We start from the raw sequence: 21618 nt of genomic DNA on the forward strand, positions 1-21618 counted from the left end.
GGAGTTGTTTTGTAGTGAACGTACTAATTATATATGCTCATCCTAACCCTTCAAGTTTTAACGCGGCAATTTTCAATCATGTGCAAAAAGGACTACAGGAAACAAATCATTCAGTTACCGTACTTGATTTATACAAAGAACAATTTGATCCAGTCCTCGTATTTAATGAAGAGGAAACAGCTCGGTATAGAACGTTAGTAGAAGAAGCAGATACACTTTTATTCATCTATCCAATATGGTGGTGGGGGATGCCAGCAATTTTAAAAGGATTTATCGATCGTATTTTCGTAGCTGGATTTGCTTATAAATATGAAGGGGCTCTGCCGAAAGGATTATTGCAAGGGAAAAAAGCATGGGTTATCAATACGTTAGACTCGCCTCTATGGTACGTCGCATTGTTATATCGATCAGCAGATTGGATTATGATGAAGAGAGGCATTTTACGTTTTTGTGGCATTTGCGATATAAAACGGTCAGTGTTTCAATCTGTGAAAACGAGTAAAGTATCAAAGCGTGAGAAATGGTTATTACAAATAGAAGAAAAGGCTCGTGCATTATGAATGAAGTCGATCGTATTATAAACTGTGTTCAGTATGATGGCGAACTTTTTCGGAAGTATGTTACGTGTTTACTTCAATTGAAAAAATGTAGCGAAACATTTCAGCAAATTCAAATAGAGTTAAGAAATGATTATTTAATAAGAGGAATTTGTGAAAGAGAAGTTGATGAGGTAGTACGGGGAAGTAAAGAATATGAAATGCATTTTCTTCCTAAAGTATTACAGTGGAATTTTTTGAGGGAAAATCCACATCTAATTGAAAAAGTGTGCGAAGATTTTTTTGCATTTGAGTCATTACATCTTACGGAGTTAGAGTGGGAGAAGATTATAAATTTCATGGGAAATAAGTGATTTATTATGTAAAAAAGCTAGTATAAAACTAGCTTTTCGTTTAAATAAATAAGAAGCATAGACTAATGATGAAACCCGCATATAGTAAGTTCACAACACAAAATCCCATAATGTCACGAGCACCTAAACCAGCTATCGCTAATGCTGGTAATGCCCAGAAAGGTTGAATTAAATTCGTCCAAGCATCGCCCCATGCAATTGCCATTGCTGTTTTTGCAGCAGGTACACCAAGTTCAGCGCCAGCTGGAATCATAATTGGTGCTTGCACAGCCCATTGACCGCCGCCAGATGGAACGAAAATGTTAACAATGCCAGCACTTAAAAATGTAAAGAGCGGAAAAGTCGTTTCATTTGAAATGCTAATAAAGAAATTAGAAATAGCTCCTCCAAGTGAAAGTCCTTCACTATTTGCTCCAATCATCATGCCCATAATTCCTGCGTAAAACGGAAATTGAAGTAAAATGCCAGAAGCACTTTTCGTAGAGTCTGAAAAAGCACGAATATACTGAATCGGAGTACGGTGGAAAATAAGGCCTGCAATTAATAACATAAAAATCACGATATCGAGAGTAAGGTTAAAACCTTTCGTATAAAAGTAATTGAAAATATAGATGAGACCTAACAATCCAACGCAAAGTGTAATAATAATGCTATTTTCCATCTTTTCAGCGAACGTATTTTTTTCTACTTCTTGAGCAGCAGCTTCTTCATGGAACACGCTAGGATCTACTGTAATCGTATGTTTTTCATCTGGATGCATCGCTTTATTGATGAGAGGCATCGTAACGAGAAAAATAATAACTGGAACGAGAGCGTATGGTGAGAATAACGTTTCTGTTATTGGAATAGCTTCTTTAATACTGCCAGCAGTCGTTTTAATTAACGTTTCACCGCCTGTTGCTAACGTAAGAGGGATAGAGGCAGAAAGACCGGCATGCCAAATGAGAAATCCAGAGTAAGAAGAGGCGATTGCTAGTCTATAATCTAATCCGTCCAGCTGCCTTGCCACTTCTTTTGCGTATAAAACAGATACAACAATTCCAAAGCCCCAGTTTATGTATGCACCAAGTAAACTTACAATTGAAATGGCAATAATGCCTTGTCCATTCGTTTTTGGTAGTCTGGCAGCTTTCGTTAATCCTTTTTTAATAAGAGGAGCATTTGCTAAAGCAGATCCAGTCACGAGTACAAGTGCCATTTGCATAGAAAAGGCGAGGAGTCCCCAAATTCCATTACCCCAGTGATTAATCATTTCTACAGGTGTTTGGTGAGTCGCAAACATACCAAAGAAGATAACGAAAACAGTTAGTAAACATGATAAAATAAACGGTTCTGGCAAGAAGCGTTGCACTAAGGCGACGCAACCATTTGTAAAGGAACGAAACAAAATAGATCAACCTCCTTATGTATATGTATTACAATTATTCGAGGTTGTTTAGGAGATAACCTTCAATGTAAAGAAAATTCAGATATTTATAGAGTGGTAATTTATTGATAGATTGATATAGAGCCTCGTATCAAATTCTGCTTTTAATATACTAGAAGAAAAACGGTTGGAAATGGGGTAGCACTTATAGGGATAGTATAGAGAAAGGTTACTAGCTGGCTTCAAAACAACTGTTGCAAAATGGTCAAAAAATAAAGTTCATCATCCCGGAAGAAACTTTATTTTCATCTATAGAAGAAATTTTCGACCAATATGAACAGACAATCTTTGTAAGGGAAGTGTTTTAACGAATTCTCCAAAAGGTGTGGATGTATTAGTTAAACACTTAATTAAACATGTAAACTGCTTATATAAATTTTGATAGGCGTGTTTTAAGCAGTTATTCTTTCAGTATCTTCTAATATGTAGGAGTATAAATAAAATATCCCAACAAGAAAAAGCTTCCACTACTGTGGAAGCTTTTCTAAATAATGTGCAATATCAACATACATATTTGAGTAAACCGAATGTATTTCATTACTTGGCGTTGCGTTAGAAGAGAAGTGGGCGATTACCATATTTGCTTTCGGATCGATGTAAAGTGTTTGTCCGTAACTACCTAACACTTCGAAAGCACCTTGTTCATTGTGGGGAATCCACCATTGATTATGATAAGAAATAGAAGCTCCAGGGCCAATTGCAAGTTCACCTTCTTGGACATTTTTTATAACTTCAGTAATAGAAGAAGGGAGAATTTGTTTTCCATTATATTCCCCGTTGTTTAATAGTAATTGCCCAAATCTCGCCATATCTCTAGCAGTTGCATTTAATCCAGCACTAGCTTGTTCTACTTTTGTTTCATCTGTAACGTAATACGCGTTTTCTTCCATACCAATTTGAGACCAAATTCGTTCACTTACATTTTCAGCTAGTGATCTACCAGTAATAGTTTTAATAATCCAAGCGAGCGTTTCTGTTGATCCGTTATTGTAAGAAAAGGAAGAACCAGGCGGTGCAGTTTCTTCGGCTTCTCGTAACATATCATAAATTTTCATCGGACCGTCGTAGTTTTTGCCGCGGGGTAAAATATTGGTAGCTAAATATAATTGTGCATCTTGATTTTCTAGCCCAGGCTGCTCATATCCGTGGGTCGGGTATTCTGCTGACACTTGCATGTCCATTAATTGCTGAAGTGTGGCATTACCGAACGGTGTGTTTTTTAATTCTTTTATGTAAGTGTCAGCTGTTTTTTCTAAGTCAATACGTTTTTCTTCAGCGAGAGATTGTATAATTGCCCCGGTAAAGACTTTTGCTAATGATGCCATACCATGAGGTTCATTCTGTTTATACCCATTGAAATATCGTTCGTAAACAAGTTGTCCATTATGTACAACGACAAAAGCATCTGTTTTGTTATCATCTAAAAGTTTTTTTAGAGGAGTTGTATTTCCGAATCTACGCTCCACAGCAAAATCGTCTAAGTTTTGCAATGCGGAAGGGAAGTGAGCAATTTGGTCAGGATTGTTTTTTACGTTATTAACTAAAGTGAATTCTTTCATATGAGTATATGACCAACGTAAGTAAGGGTCATTTAACCAGTTTTCTTTTGTCACATTATGTTTTGATGGGGTCGTTTTATTTTGTTTGAAGTAAGTAAACCCAAGCCCTGTAATTACAAATATGAATGTTAGTATAAGTAAGAGTAGGGGAGATTTTTTTAGTTTCATATATGGCCCTCCTTTTTATTTCTACTATAAGTATACGCTCGTCTTGAAAGAAATACAAAATAAGGAAAGTAAACGGGGAAGTTTACTTTCCTTATTAACGTTAAGCGGAAATTTTTCCGTCTGTAGGTTGTTTCTTGAATTTTTGTTTTCGTCCGTGTAATCCATAATATAAAAGTAAAGTGAACGCAACGATAATAGCTGCGATAAAATACATATTATGATAACTGGATTTCGCTGCGACAATACCTAAAATGAAAGAACCAAAGCCAATACCACTATCAAAGAATGAGAAATACGTAGCTGTCGCAGAACCACGTCTATGGTTTGGAGCGGCAGAAATCGCAATCGTTTGGAAACTCGGAATTAATGTTCCGTAACCTAAACCGATTAGCATACCTGCGCCAAGGAACCAAAATGAAGTTTGTGCTTGGCTTAATATGAACATTCCGATTGTGAAAATAATGATAGCAGGGTAAACGAGTACATTTTCACCGAAGCGATCAAAAATCTTTCCTGTAAATGGACGAGAAATGACAACAACAAGTGCGTATAAAATAAAGAAGTAACTTGCAATTTCACTTAAACCGAGTTCTTTCGCATAAATAGGAATAAAGGATAAAATACCACTATAAGAAAAGGCTAAAACAAATCCTGTAAGTGCAATTGGAATAGAAGATGGTTCGATTAAGTCTTTCCATTTCATTTTTTCACGTTTTTGTTTGCTAACAGGTGCTTCGTGTGGAATATCTACAAGTAGTCCTAATAAAAATGCAAGTAATGAAAATACGGAACAAACGATAAATAACACAGTAAACGAAAAATGAGAAATAATTGTTAAACCTAAAAAAGGACCAATTACCATCGGCAGACTCATAAATACGCCGAAATATGCAAGTGCTTCGCCTCGTCGATGAGCTGGCGCAACATCAGTTACGATCGTACCAGTAGCTGTCGTTGCCATCCCGAACCCAATACCGTGTAAGAAGCGAAGGGCAAGTAATAAGAATAAACTTTGCGCACCGAAATACATAACAGTAGCGGCTAAAAATAATGAAAGTGAAATAAATAATATTTTCTTTCTTCCTAAATCATCGAGCCATTTTCCTGTGAATGGTCTACATAAAACAGAAGAAATAAGAAACACAGTTGCAACTAAACCAATTTCCTCAGGTTTTCCTTTTAGGCCGTCTATTACATAGACAGGCAGAGTAGTCATAAGCATGTAAAATGTTAAGAAGAGAAATAGACTACTAAAACAAGTTCCGAGGAAATCCTTCGTCCAAAGTTTCTCACTTTGCATCGTCATCCCTCCAATTTAATCTAAATTTTTAATAATTTGTTGTAACACTTGAAATGCTTGATGTAAATCATCTTCGTTAATACCTTCTAGCGTTTTTTCTTCGAAAGTATCAACTTCTTCTTGCCATATTGGAATCATCTTTATCGCTGTTTCGGATAAAGAAATGAGCTTCTCACGGCGATCTTTACCTTCTGTACGAATAATCCATCCCATCGTTTCCATACGTGTTAACGTACGAGTCATCGTTGGTGATTCAACATTTAAATACTGGCACAATTCTGTTTGCGTACAAGAACCAGTTTGATTAATGCGGAAAATAACAGCCCATTGCGCACTAAATAACCCTGTTGGAGATACACGTTCATTAAATTTCTTCGTAAACTTTCGAGAAGTCTGGCTGACGATGTGAAAAAAATGTTGTTTTTCGTCCATGTATTTTGATCCTTTCAAATTAGTTACCTAGCTAACTATATACTTTTTTATAATAATTGTCTAGTAATAGACATGTTGATTTATGTAAAAAATTCTTATAGGTTTTATGTTGCGAACGTACATTCTACGTGCTATTCTTTAATTAAGTAAAGAATTTTCTTTCTATTAAATAGAATGGGGGAACTTGTGATGATTAAGCCTGCAACAATGGAGTTTGTTTCACTATCGAACGGAGAAACGATTGCATATCAGGAAGTTGGAAGGCGAAATACAGATATTCTTGTACTCATTCACGGGAACATGACATCGTCACAACATTGGGATTTAGTTATTGAAAAGTTGCAAGATCAATACCATATTTACGCTCTTGATTTAAGAGGGTTTGGACAATCAACGTATAATCAATCGATAGATTCATTACAAGACTTTGCAGAAGATGTAAAATTATTTATCGACGAGTTAAAGCTAGAGAAATTCTCATTAATGGGCTGGTCAATGGGCGGTGGCGTTGCGATGCAATTTACAGCGAATCACCCAAATTTTGTAGAAAAGTTAATTTTAGTAGAATCAGTAGGAATGAAAGGTTACCCAATCTTTAAAAAAGATACGAATGGGCAGCCAATTGTATCAAGTTTAGTAAAGACGAAAGAAGAAATTGCGCAAGATCCAGTACAAATTGCTCCAGTATTAGACGCGATAAAAAATATGAACAAACTATATTACCGTACAGTATGGAATCTATTAATATATACACATAATCAACCTGAACCGGACCGTTATGAAAAGTATTTAGATGATATGTTAACGCAACGTAATTTCGTAGATGTGAATTATGCGCTCATTACATTTAATATTTCAGATGAACATAATGGGGTTGTAGAGGGAAGTAAACAAATTCATCGTATTAAAGCGCCAACACTCGTCATACAAGGCGATAGAGATTATGTCGTTCCGCAAGTAGTCGGTGAGGAATTAGCGAAACATTTGCCAAATGCAGAGTTGAAGGTATTAGAAGATTGCGGACACTCGCCGTTTATTGATTGTTTAGATGTATTTATAAAACATGTAGAGAATTGGTTAGAACAGAAATAATCCCCGAAATGAGCAGTATTGCATATACTATAACATTTGTATGTTAAAGGGGAGATTATCAATGCATCAACCATTTTTCATCGCTTATTCGCCATATAATCATTACGCATATACAAAAATGATGATAAAACCGCTGTATATGCAAGTTTCGCCAGCTGTAGTTCCTTTACAAATGCAATATCCGCAGCCACCAATCGCTAACGCACAGCAATACTTATATGAAACTGCTTTTTATAAACATCCATACTTTAAGCAATTTCATAACAATGTGAAAGCACAAGTTTGGGAAGGATAAGGTAACAAGCTAAAAGATTCATTCTTTTAGCTTGTTTTTTATTGCGAATATTCGTACACGCATTTGCAGAAACAGTTTATAATGAAAAGTGGAAGCGTGAGAAGGAGAGGGAAAGGGATGTCAATGCGTTTTACTTTTTGGATTATGGTTGGGATTGTAGCAATCTCGGGTTTATCACAAGGAATGCTCTTACCTGCCATTGCAATGATTTTTGAACAAGAAGGGGTTAGTTCAAGTATTAATGGTATTCATGCGACGGCATTGTACATTGGGATATTAGTCATTTCGCCGTTTCTTGAAAAACCGATGCAAAGGTTTGGAATGAAGCCGATTATTGTTATAGGTGGGTTTCTCGTTATTATTTCATTATTCTTTTTTACACAAACATTTTCGTTTTGGGTATGGTTTATCCTTAGATTTCTAGTTGGAGTCGGAGATCATATGCTTCATGTCGGAACACAAACGTGGATCACGACAACATCAGACCCAAGTAAAATAGGGAGACAAGTATCGATATACGGTGTATTCTTCGGAATTGGTTTTGCCGTTGGCCCGTATTTAGCAAGCACTGTGCAGTACGGTCTTGCAACGCCATTTATTATATCTACTATACTTTGTCTAATAGGTTGGCTTTTACTACTTCCAACAAAAAATGCATTCCCAGCGCAAGATGAAAGAGAAGTAAAGAGTGAATCATCATTTTCTCGTTATAAACAAGTTGTTGGATTAGGATGGATTGCACTGCTAGGACCACTTGCATATGGCGTACTTGAAGCAATGCTAAACAGTAACTTACCAGTATACGCACTTCGTAAAGGGTGGTCTGTTTCAGATGTATCCTTCTTATTACCAGCATTTGCAGTTGGGGGTATTATTACACAAATTCCGCTCGGTATATTGAGTGATAAATACGGAAGGGACCGTATATTAACGTGGACGTTTAGCATAAGTACGGGCATTTTTCTACTTGCCGCCGTATTTGATCAATATTACTGGATCGTCTTTGCCTGCATGCTTTTAGCGGGTATGGTTATTGGATCGTGCTTCTCTTTAGGGCTTGGATTTATGACTGATTTATTACCGAGACATTTACTACCGGCAGGTAATATATTATCCGGAATCGCTTTTAGTTTAGGAAGTATTATGGGACCTGTATTAGGCGGCGTATTTATAGAAAAAATACAGTATACAAGCTTTTTTATTGCGGTTATGATTATAATGGGAATTCTCGCAATGTTATATATGGTCTACATGAAAAATCAATTTGCATCAAGAAAAATAGAAAGTAGGTTAGGGCATGACAAAACAACCTAATAAAAAGAAATTTGAAGTACTTGAAAATGAAACAATTACAGACTGCTTAGCACGTATGGAACAAGAAGGCTACGCTCCGTCTCGTCGTATGGAAGAGCCAATCTTTCATGAAGTAAAAAAAGACGGCAAAACAGTAGTTGAACCGTGCGGTAGGAAGATTGTTTTTGAAGGGAAATTGAAGTAATCCAATAACAAATTCTCTTTATAGTATAGAGCCATCCAATAGTTGGGTGGCTTGTTTTTTTATTAATCAATGCAGGAATTGAATAGAATGAATCTCTCGTTCATTTCTCCTAATGGGCTTCTTTATATGGGACAAAAGATTGCTACTTTTTTCGTATATTGGTAAAATAAGTTCTTGGGTCTTACTTATTGTTATCGGTATAATGTTTGTCGCTTGAATGAAAGAAATTAGTTACAAAAATTTCGCACTATGTAAAGGGGTACAGCAACGATCCCTTTTTTGGAGGCACCTTAAACATAAAGCGAGAGAAGAGGCTATATGAACGATTCTCCTATCTTGTTTAAATATTAAACGAGTTATTGCAATTGGAATAGGTATATCAAACTAGTCGACATCCTGATGGATCATCTTTTTCTAGTAACCTATCACTTCTGATGGAATCGATAGATTGCTAGAAAGCGGAAAACAATTATTAGTATATTCCGAAGCAGGTGTAACAGAGTGTCCTTCCATAATTAAGGGTAAAACCAAAATACGTTGTTTTAAAGAATGATTTGTTAGAACTGGTTATAAGGAATAAAACAGAAAAGAGGATCACATGTTAGATACTTTACAGAGAAGTAAAAAGTTTTTTTTAGTATGTCTTATTTTTTTAGTGCTTTTAACCGCTTGTGGTAATACAGATGTTAAGACGTCTAAAGCTTCATTACCACCGGCTGAATCCAATATAGATACATCGTTAAAAGCACCGAATTGGGTAGATAAAAGCCCTATCCAACAGTCTCCTAATTTTACGGAAGACAAAAAAGTACAATCGGTTGTGAATTTAATAGCTACGGGTGATAATTTATATCATGACGCAGTAATTAAAGATGGCAAACAAAAAGACGGTTCATATGATTATAATTATATTTATGAAAATATCAAAAAAGCTGTTAAATCAAGTGATCTTGCTATAGTGAACCAGGAGACTCCGATTGCCGGAAATAATTTAAAAGTACAGGGATATCCGACTTTCAATACACCTGAAGAAGTAGGCCAATCTTTAGTGGACACTGGATTCAATATAGTGACGCAAGCGACAAATCACGCTATGGATATGGGTATTAAAGGTGTTGCGAATACAAGAGAATACTGGAAGAAATATCCGGATGTTATCCCGGTAGGTATTAATGAGAGTAAAAACGAGCGTAATGAAATAAAAACGATTACAAAAAATGGTATTCGTTTTGCGTTACTAAATTATACATATGGTACGAATGGAATTAAAATTCCAGCTGATAAGTCTTGGGCTTTAAATTTAATTGATAAAAAAGCGATACAAAATGATGTGGAAAAGGCAAAGAGTAGCTCTGATATGGTGATTGTTATGGTGCATTGGGGAGTAGAATATACCTCAACACCTTCAAAGCAACAAAAAGAAGTTGCTCAATATTTAACAGATTTAGGTGTAGATGTAGTAATTGGAAATCATCCACATGTAATTCAACCAATTGAGTGGAAACAAAATAAAGATGGACATGAAACGCTAATCTATTATTCTCTTGGAAATCTTATTTCTGCGCAAGAAAAATTAGAAACATTAGTTGGAGGATTATCTTATGTACAATTTGTTAAGTATGAAGATAAAACTTTTGGTATACGACAAGCGGCAATCGTACCGACAGTAACCGACTATGCCGATGGTAAGAAACAATTTAAAATTCAATTTTTAAAAGATTATTCGGATGAAAATTCTAAAAAACATGGAATTAAAAAATTTGTCGGTCCCGTTTCTTTGAAGGATTTCAAGGAGATTCCTAGAGACGTGTTGGGAAATTGGTATAAAGACTAATAAACAAAAAGGGAATGAGATACAATTAAAAAATTTATAATTTTAGCATTGGTATTAGCAATGGGATGGAGTCTTGCTGCTTGTAGTGGAAAGCAAACATCTCAGGCAACTACTAATAATAACGATAAAAATAAAAATGAAATACATGCGAAGAAAAAAGATGTTTTACCTATCTCTGATGTTAATGATTGGAGAATTATCCTTGTAAATAGAGAGCATATGTTATCAAAGGAACTAGGAATTGAATTAACAAGTATCACCCAAAATGCGAAGCCAAATATGAAAATAGATAGTAGAATTGCAACTTCCTATCAGGATATGGTAGCAGCTGCAAAAAAAGAGGGAATCAATCTTTATTTAAGATCAGGTTATCGAGCTATAAAATTACAACAAACTTATTATGATGCTTCAGTTAAAAGCTATAAATCTCAAGGCTTGTCGGATAAAGAGGCTAGTGCTAAGGCATTGGAATATCTTCAGTATCCTGGTGCAAGTGAACATCATACTGGATTAGCGTTAGACATTATTTCAGTTGAATGGCAAAATACTGTAGAAGATTTAAATGCAAAATTTGAAACTACCGATGCATTCAAATGGTTAGATAAGAACGCTGCAGAATATGGATTTACTCTCCGCTATCCAAAAGATAAAGAGAATATTACTGGCATTAAGTATGAGCCATGGCACTATCGTTATGTAGGAAAAGAAGTTGCCGTTTATCTAAAAGAAAAAGGGTTAACTTTAGAAGAATATAACGAAAAAATTAAGTCTGGTAAGTAAAAATATGCTTTAATTTTATTAAACATTATGCACTGCTACAAGAAAAGGTGAATCTGAGGATGTGTTAACCTTCCACCTAGTATTGTAAAAACTGAGTATGATAATTTGAGCACGTACGAACCAGTTATCGTGTAAAAAGATGTATGTATTAAGAAATTAAAGTTAAGGATCTGATATTCATATCAGATCCTTTTTCTATTGTTCTTTTAAGAGCGACTGAGCCAAAATATTGGAATGAATATAGAAACAAAACAGCCCAAGAAATAGTATAACGAATCAGGGAGCCTACTCGTACGCTTCATTGGGATTATCCAGAAATAGTTGTTGATGAAATAAGAAAGAACTGGTCTTACTCTCAAGCAAGGATTTAATACGAATGAATTGGATAAAAGGTAATAATAAAAAACACTGCGCTTGGCAGTGTTTTTTATTATTTCTGCACATAAATACATAGTCATATTGATTAAAGTTTCACTTTATTGAAGAAAAATGCGAAAGCCATTCATAAAATATGGAAATGTTAAAATCCCTTTGATAAAATAGCAATATGTAAAAATAATTATTTGTTAATTCTTAATGTAATGAATATTCATGTTTAAATATACGAATTTAACTACATAGTTATTGTGCTAAAGGGGGAGAAAGATGTTAGATGAATTGTACAATGCTTTTTTAAATGCGTCTGGTTTTACAGAAAGTGCGAGGAAACGAGATCGGTATGATGATTTACATGATTATTTAAAAGATAAAGAAAAAGAGTTAAAGCAATTCATTCAAGATGCTGAATCAGCGAAGAGAGATTATGAGAGTAAAAGTAATGGTTTAGAAGCTAATAAAATTCCGGCAGTTGAATTTGAACAAAAACGTCATGAAAAGGATGAAGAATTACATACATTAGTATCCTATTTTAAAAGTGCATTAAGCGATGTTGGATCTGCAAAAAGTACAGCTTATGCAAAGTATTTGGAATATAAAGCGAAAGCAGAATCGGAGAAAGCGTCAGCATACGCTGCAGCGACCAAGGCTTTTGAAGAAAAGAAAAAGGAATTTGAAAAACTTATCCATTAAGCATACAAAGAATGGAGGGAACCAACATGAGTGGTAAAGAGGTTGAAATTATAGGAAGTAACACTGCAAGTGCCATTTCTTACGCACAAAACATTGAAAATGGTATGAAGGATTCTTTAAACCAAGCGAAAGACTTAAAAGCATATGTCACAGGTGCGAAATGGAATGGAAAAACGAGAGATGCATTTTTAAGTTATCTTGATTTGATCATTCAATATAATTCAGAAATGGTAGAGGCATTTGAAGGACATACGAAAGCTTTGAAAGAGTTAGATAAAAGCATTCAAACGTACGGAGATAAATCGGAAGTAAGGGAGATAAAACAACTGTGATGGAGAAACGAGGGATAAAAGAATGGGGAAAGAAATGAGTTTTGCACCTGCTGAATTATATGTTCTCGCAGGTGCAGCTGGGGTTACCGATATATTTGGATTGCCAAACCGTGACGCAATTATTTTACTTGATGCAGAATGTGTCACGAAAGCAACTACGAGTTTAAAAGAAAAAGGCCTACTTACAAGTGAAAATGGAATTACCCCTGCAGCTTTTCAAATAATTGAACTATTAAAGGAATATGAAAATTGTCATGAATACACGAGAATGAATAATGTATTAATTGGCTTTTTAAAAGAGGATAAAGACCGAGTGGCTGTATTAACAGAAATAGAACCAAATAAAAAATACGAGATCGACTACATACCAAAACCGGACGTATATTTTTCATTATTAACACGCATTCCTTTCTTATTGAGAGAACCAAGGGAAATAGAAGATACATTTTTCTCAAAGAGAATGACAGAGGCAGAACAACAAACATTTGAGGAAAAAGATTTATCAAATAAAGACGTTATAGCGATAGAAACGTATACGAGGCCTCGAAGTAATAGAGGAGGAAAATGGGAATGTTTCTTATATTTTACTGAAGGAGAAGATTTCGTTCAAATAGATGTAGATCGTAATCGATATGACTGGGTGAGCCTCTATGCGGTTAATAAGAAATTGTATGACGTGTTAAAAATGCCATATAAAAAGTTAATTGACCCGAGACAATTCTCGTTAGGAGGTATTCAATAATGCAAGTATCAATGGGAGATAGTGGTTCTGGTGGTGGAGAAGAAGTATTAGTTAATTTTCAAGAACTACTTGATATAGTAATGAAGTTAGAAAATATATATAAAATCCATGTAGACGTCATTGGAACGAATATTGAGAGTTTATTAAGCTGCGATTTTTATCAAAAAGGTGAAGCGATGAGAGTAATTGAAAAATATCCTGATATATTACACAAAACACTAGAATTGGCTGAACACTATTCTAGGTCAGCGACAGTTGTAGGAAATGTATGTGTAGAAATGCTTGAAAAGGACGAACAATTACGTGAAATATTAAGTAAGTTGTAGAAATCACCATACGGCTGGGGGGATGAAAACGAGATGGATGTGAAATATAGACCTGAACCATGGCAAAACATGGGGGATGGTATGAATCGAATTACAAAAGATGCACTCATAAAATTACGGGAAGCAAATGAATCATTAAAAAGAATTGATGGAAGAATACGAGATTTAGACTCGGATGGTAGTATACATTTTAATCCTAAAGATCAATCGCAAAAAATCGGGGAATTACTTGATAGCTATTCGACATTACAAAAATATTGCGGAGAAGCAGGGCGATTAGTCTCTGAACATATAGATAAACCTTTTTTAGTAGAAATGGATAAATTCGCTCAAAAAATGAGAGATACATCTATTCTCAGTTTTGAAACAAATAACCGAATTGGCTCTACAACAACGACAGTATTACCAGGTGCGCATGCAGGCTACGGAAGTGTACCACAAACAATACAGAAGAAGAAAGATAAAATAACAGTAGAAGATATTTTTAGAGATTCTCCTGCATTTGATAACGTACTTAGGGCAGAATACAAAGAACTAAAAAAACAAAATCCAGATGCAAAACTAAATTATGAAGAATACAAGAAAGTAGTCCCATCCACACGAGGATTTGAATACAAATCGATAGAAGATGAACAGAAAAAACTAGAAATGGTGCGAGACATAGGAATAGGCGTAGGAATCATCATCACAACAATCCTTTGTCCACCACTCGGGGCCGCTGCCGCAGTAGTATACGGAGGTGTACAAATAAAAAGCGGTATCGACGGAGAAGACTGGGGAACACATAGGAAATTGAGCCAAGAAGAGCGGGTAGGAAACATCATTTTTGGCGGATTAGATGCAATCCCAGTTGTTGGAGCAGTAGGAAAAGGAGTAAAAGCATTCAAAGGGACGAGTGAATTAGCTGATTTAGCCAAATTATTAAAATTCAAAGAAGGAATGCCTGGTTTTAATCCAAATTTGGGTGGAAATGTGGTACAATCATTGCGTGATAATAAAGCTATTATGCTTGACCGTTTGAAACTAGCGAGCCTTAAAATGGAGAAATCCGGAAATGAAAAGATGTATCAATTTGGCGAAAAAATAGCCAAAAGCATAGATGATAGGACAGCCAAATCGGCAAGTTTTGAAGTTGATGGAAATGGCTTACTAATATCTAAGCAAGGTGGTACAGATTTCCAAAGCTGGGTGAATAAGCATCATACAGAAAGTAATAAGATTATAGATGATAAGATTAAGGGTGTAGAGGCTTCTCTTGCTAGTAAGGGTACGGGTGAAGGTAGTACAAAAGTTAAAAAAACTGATAGTTTGTATAAGAGAAGTAGTTTTAGAAAAGGTACTCGTGTTAAAGCAGAAAGTGAAGCACCAAAAAATGCATCAGGAAAAATGATTTGTCCCACGTGCGGAAAAGATATTCCAGATAGTATTACCATTAATACTAAAAATGGACCAGTAAAAAGAATTGGATATGACTTAGATCATTATCCAGATACTTGGGCAGAAAGAGTTGTAAGTATGAAAACAGGTGAAGTAAAACCAACACGAAAAGAAGTATTGGATGAATATAATGCTCGACTAAGGGTTCAATGTCATGAATGTAATATAAGTCATAAATTTGAAGGAATAGAAGGAACATATAAAGGGGAGATAAAAGAATGATAAATTACGGAGAGCTTTATTATGACCATTATAGTAAATATTTAGGTGATCCAATAGACCGAGAGGTTTTTAAAAATAATGAAGAGCTTCCGAGTATGCAAATTTTAAAATATGAAAATGTATTTGAAGAATGTTTAGTTTTTAATACACTTGGACTCAGTAAATATGAAGAAATAGTAGGGGATAATGTTGAAATTTCAATGGTAGTTGATGGGGCATTTAATAGTACAGGGTATATCCTTGCAAGTGCTTTATTTTATTGTATAGGTAATGGAATAGAAATAGGACGAGGAACAGCAATTAGTGGTATTGAAAGTATTGATAAATCATTTGTTCAAAAATATAATAAAAGTGCAGTTTACTTTACTGAACCATTCGCTTTTCCAGAAGAATATGGTGATGTACGTACTGGAAGTGAAGATCAAGATGGTAAAATTTTGTTAGCATTCTTTATTTCCCAGTCGGAATATGAATGTTTTGTAAAATACGGAACAGAAAAATTTGAAGATTTGTTAGAGGAAAATAACGTAGATCCTTTTAATGTTAGCAGGAAATCTATAATTTGAGGGTTAATTAGTATTGAAAGGTATAGACAATTAGGGTTAGAAATTAAAGAATTCACATAAGACAAGTAAACGAAAAAGAAAAAGAATAAGAATAAGCTGTTAAAAAGTAAATACTTCATGATGGTTGTACCATCATGGAGTATTGTGTGCAATGATAGAATAGAAAACGAAGTACGAGCTTAGGCGATATGACATTTTACATGGTGGTGAATATAAACACATGAGATGGACATAAAACTAACGAACTCGTACAAACTCGTAAGTTTTAACGTAGTAGTTGCCACGATATATAAAAGGTGTCAAACTGTACTACAAAACTTACAAAATTAGCGATACTTAAAAATATATTAACTTAAAGTACTTGATTGTCGATTACAGGCAACAAGTGCTTTTTTTGTTTTAGTGTAGAAATAATGTGGTACAATCGCCTAGGGAAAATAAGACTTTAAAGAATGCACTAGATGCTGTGAAAAATACTCCTATTCCAGTAGCAGTTAGGATGGTGGATACTGGAATAGGAGTGAAGATTCCTTATGTAGAATCTTCAACTGTTGGAGAAGTAGCTGAAAAGTTTTCAAAGGCAAGTACGGCAGCTAAGGATGATGCTTATCAACTTGCTCATGGGCATAGTAAATTAGAAGGAAGTAATAAAACTAGCGGAGTGGGTAATAATAGCTCGCGTACTGACGAAATTGGAATCGAATTTAAACGTAATCCAAAACATAATGAAGATGAGTTTATACGACAATTAAAAAATCAAGAAGATGGACTGGGAAAATTGACAGTTGATGAGTTTATTCAGAATCGGAACCAATTTTTAAAATATGGAAGATCAAAACAAGTAAATTCAGCTCAAAGATTAGCACGAAAACAAGCTGTGCAAGATAAAATAGATGAATTTATGGAAGAAGGTTTTTCATTTAGGGAAGCAGAAGAGCAAGCTTTAAAGTGGATAAAGGATAAAGCTGCATTACATGACCCAGATCAAATTGCGGGTGGAAATCCATTAAAAATAACTGGCATGGGTGATTCTAGAATTAATTCATCAATAGGTTCGCAGTGGAAAAGCAGGATTGGTAATGTGGATAAGGAAATTAGACGAGTTGCTGACACCTTATCAGAGGAAGAAAAAAAATTGACATATCTTAATGTTAGATTGAAATCGGAGTAGGGGGATACTATGGAAAATATAAATGATTTTATATCTTTCGAAAAACCATCAACAGAGGTTATTGAAAAGTATACAGGGAAAGTTCCAGATCAAATAATAGATTTATGGAAATGTTATGGGTTTGGGAGTATGTTAAATGGATACTTAAGAGCAATAAACCCAGAAAAATATTTAGATATATTAAAGGAAAGTTATATTCGTTATGAAGAAGCTATCCCAATTTTTACAACAGGTATGGGAGATATTCTTGTGTGGGAAAATAACTATTTATTATTACTTAAGTATCGAAAAGGTACGGTAGATGTAGTAGCTGGAAAATTTAAGTTTTTCTTTAAAAATACGAAAGATGATTATTTTTTAGAGAAAGCATTGGGTTGGAAGCATTATCAGGAGGCATTAAATAAATACGGAAAGCTTGAAATTGATGAATGTTTTGGTTACACACCTTTACTTGCACTAGGTGGACCAGAAAAAGTAGAAAATTTACAAAAAGTCAAACTTATCGAGCATGTTTATTTAATTACTCAATTTATGGGGCCGATAGAATAATGAACGAAGAAACTGGAAGGTGGATAAATCCTCTTTCAGTTTTTTTATTTAAAAGGCTATTAATGTAAATGAAGCTTTAAAAGATACGATTGAGATAATATAGAAATGTGGTAACGAGAAACTTGGGTTGAATTTATAAAAAGTAATTTTTTATGAATTAAGGCTAACATAAATTGCTAGTATTATATAATTGAAAATACATTAGCAAAAGGTGTGGACTCCGTAACCCCATTCGCTAAAGGTGTAGAAATAATGCCAGATGGAAGTGTCGTTAGATCTGGAACGAACTATAGCGGGAAATTCCAAGAAGCCCATGATGCCTAAAAAGCGAGTATTCAGAGTAGGATCTCGAATTTGGAGAGTGGTGGGGTTAAGGGTACGGGGGATAGTGGAATTCCTCCTAGGTACGGTGAGAGAAAGATTACAGATGAAGAATATGAAGCATTAAGAAAAAAAACACCGACAGCAAAAATAAGAAAACAAGTAAATAAAGGCCACAATAAAAAGATAGAAACGGAGGATCAGGCTCTTCCTGGAAAAACTTTTATAGGTTCACTAGAAGCAGATCATATTGTGTCTATGGACAGAATTGCAAGTATGGATGGTTTTGGTAATTTAACAGAAAAACAACAGTTAGAAGTATTAAATAACCCAGAAAACTTTACAGGATTAAGTAAATCTGCAAACACTTCAAAGCAATCTAAATCGTATGAAGAATGGACACATTATAAAAAGGGAACACCAGATGAGATAGAAGTTAGTCTTGACTTTAGGAGCAAGAAGATTACAAGAGAAAAACAGCTTGAAAGAATATTGCAAAAACAAATTGATGATTTTAAAAAAGAATAATATAAAATAATATTAAAAAGGATGGGGAAAAATGAGTTCTAAGTTAGATATATTAAGAGAGTATAATGAAGATATTCAATTGATTAATGCAAATGAATTTAAGAATATAAATGCATCTTTAATTCCTGATTTATGGGTGGAAGTATTTAGTGAACATAATAGAGAAAAGAGAATCAAGAAAATTTTAAGTATATGGAAAAAATATGTAGATAATAATTTATCTAATACTATTGCTTACTTATCAGAATACCTTGAGGATATTGAACTGATGATAAGTGAGGACACCTATTCAATCTTGTATACAATAAAAAATCAAGGTGGAGAAGATTTATATTATGAAGGAAGAAATCCTAAAGATAGTTTTAATAATGAGGAATTAGAATCTTCATGGAGAGAAATTCCTGAATCTATTAGGGACTTTTATGAAAATGTTCATAATGGATTTTATGATTACACAAGTGAATCGATGGGATTGATGCCATTAGAAGCTATAACTTACTTTGGGGATGATGACTTAGAGTGGGGGATTATAGATGAATTGGAAGAACCAATAAAGATTAATTTAAAAACATCTTTTGGATTCTTTAGTAATGGTATGGGGAGCTACATAGCTATAGATTATGAAAATTGTAAGAATAACAATGCTACTTTTTGGTCAGCTAAGAGTCAGCCTAAATATAATGTTCACTTTTGGGATTTTGTAGATGAATGGATTGTTATCGGTTTTGAATAAAAGGTTTTTAAAATTTTGATACAAAGTCTATAAACCTTTTGACGTGATTGTGACATCTGAGGGGAAATTAAAAATTTATTATGGGTATACTAAATGGTATCAATCTACTTTTGGACCGAATGACCGAGTGGATTATTTTGAATATAAATATTTAGGGAAGAAACCGAGTAATGAAAATGAGCGAAGAAAATTCGAAGAGATGAAAGAATATGAAGAGCAAAATAAATCTTAAAATATTCTCTGTTAAATTAAGGAATGCATTATTAGCGAGTAAATATGTAAAATATCCAAATCAACTAACTTTAGTTGGGCTATTGAAAAAAGAATAGTGACGGATTAATGTTACTTATAAAACAGATGAACTTAGAGCACTTGATTGTCAATTAAAGGCAACAAGTGCTTTTTTGCGTTTTAGCGTAGAAATAATGTGGTACAATCGCTTAAGGAAAATAAGACTTAAAAAAATGCACTAGATGCTATGAAAAATACTCCTATTCCAGCAGCAATTAGGACGGAGGATACTGGAATAGGAATGAAGCTTTCTTATATAGAATCTTCAACTGTTGGAGAAGTAGTTGGAAAGTTTTCAAAGGCAAGTACGGCAGCTAAGGATGACGCTTATCAACTTGCTAAGGGTAGTGGAGGGGTTAAGGGTACGGGTGATATTGGAACACCTCCTCGATACGGGGAAAGAAGAATCTCAAAGGAATTATATGATGAATTAAGAGATGGAACGCCTACTGCAAAGCTACGGGAAAAAGTTAATGAGGGCATTGAGGATAAAATAGGAACGCCTGACCCTGCTTTACCTGGTAAGTATATTACAGACAGACTTCAAGCTGATCATATCGTATTAATGAAAAATATAGCAAAGATGGAAAATTTTGATAAATTAACGAAAGAACAACAACTTAAGGTTTTAAATAATGAAGAGAATTTTCTAGGATTAAGTGAAGCAGCCAATAAATCTAAGGGGTCTAAATCTTATTCTGATTGGACAATTTATAAGAAAGAAAAAATTGAAGTTGATCCTAAGTTTAGAGAAGAAATGATAAAGAAGGAAAAAGAATTAGAAATGAAATTACAAAAACAAATTGATGATTTTGTTGAAGGAAATAAAAAGGATATAGATAAATAAAGGAGATAGAATTATGGAACAAAAACTTGGTTTTTTAAGAAAATATAAAAGAAATGCACAACTTATATCATGCCATGAGATTAATAAACTTGATAGTGGGAAAATACCAAATTCATGGTATGAATTGTTTCAAGAAGAAAATGTAGACAAGAGAGTTGAGAGTATTTTATCGATATGGAAAGAGCAAGTAGGAGTGGAATTAAGAAACACTATTTCTTATTTGTCTAGGCACCTTGAAGAAGTAGAGCTTATGAACACAAATGGTAGATATTCAATTTTATACACTATTAAAACAGATAATGGGGAAATTCTATATTATGAAGGGGGAAATCCCAAAGATGAGTTTAATAATGAAGAATTAGAAAAATCTTGGGATAAGATTCCTTCAACAATACGAAATTTTTATCGAACTGTTCATAATGGTTTCTATTTTTATGCGAGTCAATCTATGGGTTTAGTTCCTTTAGAAAATGTAACTTTTTTTGATGATGATGAATGGGGTATTATTGAGGAGTTAGAAGAACCTTTACAAATTGATTTACAAACTACTTTTGGTTTCTTTAAAAGTGGTATGGGTGGTTATGTTGCAGTAGATTATAAGAATTCTAATAATGATAATGCGACTTTATGGTGGACGAATAAAGAGCCTAGATATAATATGAATTTTTGGGACATTGTTGATGAATGGATAGTAATTGGATTTGAAGTTTAGTTTAAAGGTTCTGTTGCAAAGTTTTTATATAAACAAAAAAATCCTAATTTAGTAGGTAGAGTTTATACAACTTTGAATAGATTCTCTAATTCATTGTACGTCGAAAAAACGAAGTACGAGCTTAGGTGAGATGACATTTTACTGGGTGATGAATATAATCACATGGAAAGTTATATTAAACTAAGAACCCGTACAAACTCGTCAATTTTAACTTAGTAGTTGTCATGGCATGTAAAAGGTGTCGTAATGTTAATACAAAACTTACAGATCTTATAAATCTTACAAATTTATGCTACTTAAAAACATATGAACTTAAAGCACTTGATTGTCTACGAAAGGCAACAAGTGCTTTTTTTATAGATAGGCATACTATAAAATTTTAAAAAATATTTTTGTAAATTAAAGTTAACACAAATTACTATTATTATATAATTAGTAAAAGTTGTGGACACGGAAACCGTAACCCCATTCGTTAAAGG

22 protein-coding genes and 4 pseudogenes are annotated in these 21618 nt (G+C 34.1%); 22 read left to right on the forward strand and 4 right to left on the reverse strand.

What is annotated here, in order from left to right; all coding sequences use genetic code 11:
- Window positions 1-14 precede the first annotated feature (14 nt).
- Together GBN78_RS17520 and GBN78_RS17525 are read left to right on the forward strand one after the other, a co-directional pair.
- On the forward strand, window positions 15-560 hold the full coding sequence (locus GBN78_RS17520) for an NAD(P)H-dependent oxidoreductase (protein ID WP_152127567.1): 546 nt from the start codon (window positions 15-17) through the stop codon (window positions 558-560).
- Window positions 557-910: a group-specific protein gene (locus GBN78_RS17525; RefSeq protein WP_044783988.1), complete on the forward strand. Its 354-nt coding sequence runs from the start codon at window positions 557-559 to the stop codon at window positions 908-910. Before GBN78_RS17520 ends, GBN78_RS17525 begins: the two co-directional genes overlap by 4 nt.
- A gap of 40 nt (window positions 911-950) precedes the next feature.
- On the opposite strand, the gene GBN78_RS17530 is transcribed toward GBN78_RS17525, so the two are convergent.
- The 4 genes from GBN78_RS17530 to GBN78_RS17545 all read right to left on the reverse strand — a co-directional run bounded on the left by GBN78_RS17530 (window position 951) and on the right by GBN78_RS17545 (window position 5795).
- Entirely contained in the window at window positions 951-2297 is a 1347-nt protein-coding gene (locus GBN78_RS17530) for a short-chain fatty acid transporter (RefSeq protein WP_000490013.1), read from the reverse strand.
- Between the two features lie 506 nt (window positions 2298-2803).
- Entirely contained in the window at window positions 2804-4063 is a 1260-nt protein-coding gene (locus tag GBN78_RS17535) for a serine hydrolase domain-containing protein (RefSeq protein ID WP_152127568.1), read from the reverse strand.
- Window positions 4064-4163: 100 nt separating this feature from the next.
- The gene (locus tag GBN78_RS17540; protein WP_001190318.1) at window positions 4164-5363 is read right to left on the reverse strand and encodes an MFS transporter; all 1200 of its coding nucleotides are present in this window, start codon (window positions 5361-5363) and stop codon (window positions 4164-4166) included.
- Between the two features lie 15 nt (window positions 5364-5378).
- On the reverse strand, window positions 5379-5795 hold the full coding sequence (locus GBN78_RS17545; protein ID WP_000343675.1) for a MarR family winged helix-turn-helix transcriptional regulator: 417 nt from the start codon (window positions 5793-5795) through the stop codon (window positions 5379-5381).
- 189 nt (window positions 5796-5984) lie between these two features.
- Here GBN78_RS17545 and phaZ point away from each other — a divergent pair, with 189 nt between their 5' ends.
- From phaZ to GBN78_RS17645, 20 genes and pseudogenes are all read left to right on the forward strand, one after another.
- Entirely contained in the window at window positions 5985-6887 is a 903-nt protein-coding gene (gene phaZ / locus GBN78_RS17550; RefSeq protein ID WP_025708756.1) for an intracellular short-chain-length polyhydroxyalkanoate depolymerase, read from the forward strand.
- 61 nt (window positions 6888-6948) lie between these two features.
- Window positions 6949-7182, forward strand: coding sequence for a hypothetical protein (locus GBN78_RS17555; protein WP_000554159.1), 234 nt, complete (start codon window positions 6949-6951; stop codon window positions 7180-7182).
- A gap of 117 nt (window positions 7183-7299) precedes the next feature.
- Window positions 7300-8496 carry an MFS transporter gene (locus GBN78_RS17560; protein ID WP_000062798.1) on the forward strand — a complete coding sequence of 399 codons (1197 nt, stop codon included), beginning with the start codon at window positions 7300-7302 and terminating at the stop codon, window positions 8494-8496.
- A complete protein-coding gene (locus tag GBN78_RS17565) occupies window positions 8480-8680 on the forward strand; it encodes an NETI motif-containing protein (RefSeq protein WP_000166303.1) in 201 nt (66 codons plus the stop codon). Before GBN78_RS17560 ends, GBN78_RS17565 begins: the two co-directional genes overlap by 17 nt.
- A 598-nt stretch (window positions 8681-9278) precedes the next feature.
- Window positions 9279-10514 (forward strand): CapA family protein, encoded by a 1236-nt coding sequence (locus GBN78_RS17570; protein WP_000887599.1) that lies wholly within the window; start codon window positions 9279-9281, stop codon window positions 10512-10514.
- A 48-nt stretch (window positions 10515-10562) separates the two neighbouring features.
- The gene (locus GBN78_RS17575) at window positions 10563-11294 is read left to right on the forward strand and encodes a M15 family metallopeptidase (protein ID WP_000241986.1); all 732 of its coding nucleotides are present in this window, start codon (window positions 10563-10565) and stop codon (window positions 11292-11294) included.
- Between the two features lie 645 nt (window positions 11295-11939).
- Window positions 11940-12362, forward strand: a complete 423-nt coding sequence (locus GBN78_RS17580) for a hypothetical protein (protein WP_152127569.1) — start codon at window positions 11940-11942, stop codon at window positions 12360-12362.
- A gap of 26 nt (window positions 12363-12388) precedes the next feature.
- Window positions 12389-12694, forward strand: a complete 306-nt coding sequence (locus tag GBN78_RS17585; RefSeq protein WP_000014537.1) for a WXG100 family type VII secretion target — start codon at window positions 12389-12391, stop codon at window positions 12692-12694.
- A gap of 22 nt (window positions 12695-12716) precedes the next feature.
- Window positions 12717-13436 carry a DUF5081 family protein gene (locus GBN78_RS17590; RefSeq protein WP_000514121.1) on the forward strand — a complete coding sequence of 240 codons (720 nt, stop codon included), beginning with the start codon at window positions 12717-12719 and terminating at the stop codon, window positions 13434-13436.
- Window positions 13436-13762: a hypothetical protein gene (locus GBN78_RS17595; protein WP_001198201.1), complete on the forward strand. Its 327-nt coding sequence runs from the start codon at window positions 13436-13438 to the stop codon at window positions 13760-13762. The genes GBN78_RS17590 and GBN78_RS17595 overlap by 1 nt, the downstream gene beginning before the upstream one ends.
- Window positions 13763-13795: 33 nt before the next feature.
- Window positions 13796-15421 carry a GH-E family nuclease gene (locus GBN78_RS17600; protein WP_152127570.1) on the forward strand — a complete coding sequence of 542 codons (1626 nt, stop codon included), beginning with the start codon at window positions 13796-13798 and terminating at the stop codon, window positions 15419-15421.
- Entirely contained in the window at window positions 15418-15987 is a 570-nt protein-coding gene (locus GBN78_RS17605) for a suppressor of fused domain protein (RefSeq protein WP_000611567.1), read from the forward strand. Before GBN78_RS17600 ends, GBN78_RS17605 begins: the two co-directional genes overlap by 4 nt.
- Window positions 15988-16399: 412 nt before the next feature.
- Window positions 16400-17158: pseudogene (locus GBN78_RS17610) on the forward strand (polymorphic toxin type 15 domain-containing protein); the annotation flags it as partial.
- Window positions 17159-17167: 9 nt separating this feature from the next.
- Window positions 17168-17707 (forward strand): T6SS immunity protein Tdi1 domain-containing protein, encoded by a 540-nt coding sequence (locus GBN78_RS17615; RefSeq protein WP_152127571.1) that lies wholly within the window; start codon window positions 17168-17170, stop codon window positions 17705-17707.
- Window positions 17708-17920: 213 nt separating this feature from the next.
- Window positions 17921-18097: pseudogene (locus tag GBN78_RS31020) on the forward strand (hypothetical protein); the annotation flags it as partial.
- Between the two features lie 490 nt (window positions 18098-18587).
- Window positions 18588-19289, forward strand: coding sequence for an SMI1/KNR4 family protein (locus GBN78_RS17625; RefSeq protein WP_000095661.1), 702 nt, complete (start codon window positions 18588-18590; stop codon window positions 19287-19289).
- Window positions 19290-19326: 37 nt separating this feature from the next.
- Window positions 19327-19521, forward strand: a pseudogene (locus GBN78_RS17630) (immunity protein YezG family protein); the annotation flags it as partial.
- 192 nt (window positions 19522-19713) lie between these two features.
- A pseudogene (locus GBN78_RS31025) lies at window positions 19714-19954 on the forward strand (AHH domain-containing protein); the annotation flags it as partial.
- The gene (locus GBN78_RS17640) at window positions 19954-20427 is read left to right on the forward strand and encodes a hypothetical protein (protein WP_128267224.1); all 474 of its coding nucleotides are present in this window, start codon (window positions 19954-19956) and stop codon (window positions 20425-20427) included. The pseudogene GBN78_RS31025 and the gene GBN78_RS17640, both read left to right, overlap by 1 nt.
- Window positions 20428-20440: 13 nt before the next feature.
- A complete protein-coding gene (locus GBN78_RS17645) occupies window positions 20441-21139 on the forward strand; it encodes an SMI1/KNR4 family protein (RefSeq protein ID WP_000435838.1) in 699 nt (232 codons plus the stop codon).
- The last annotated feature ends 479 nt before the right edge of the window (window positions 21140-21618 follow it).

The sequence above is a fragment of the Bacillus sp. B2-WWTP-C-10-Post-4 genome (assembly GCF_009183805.1).
Taxonomy (GTDB): Bacteria; Bacillota; Bacilli; order Bacillales; family Bacillaceae_G; genus Bacillus_A; species Bacillus_A cereus.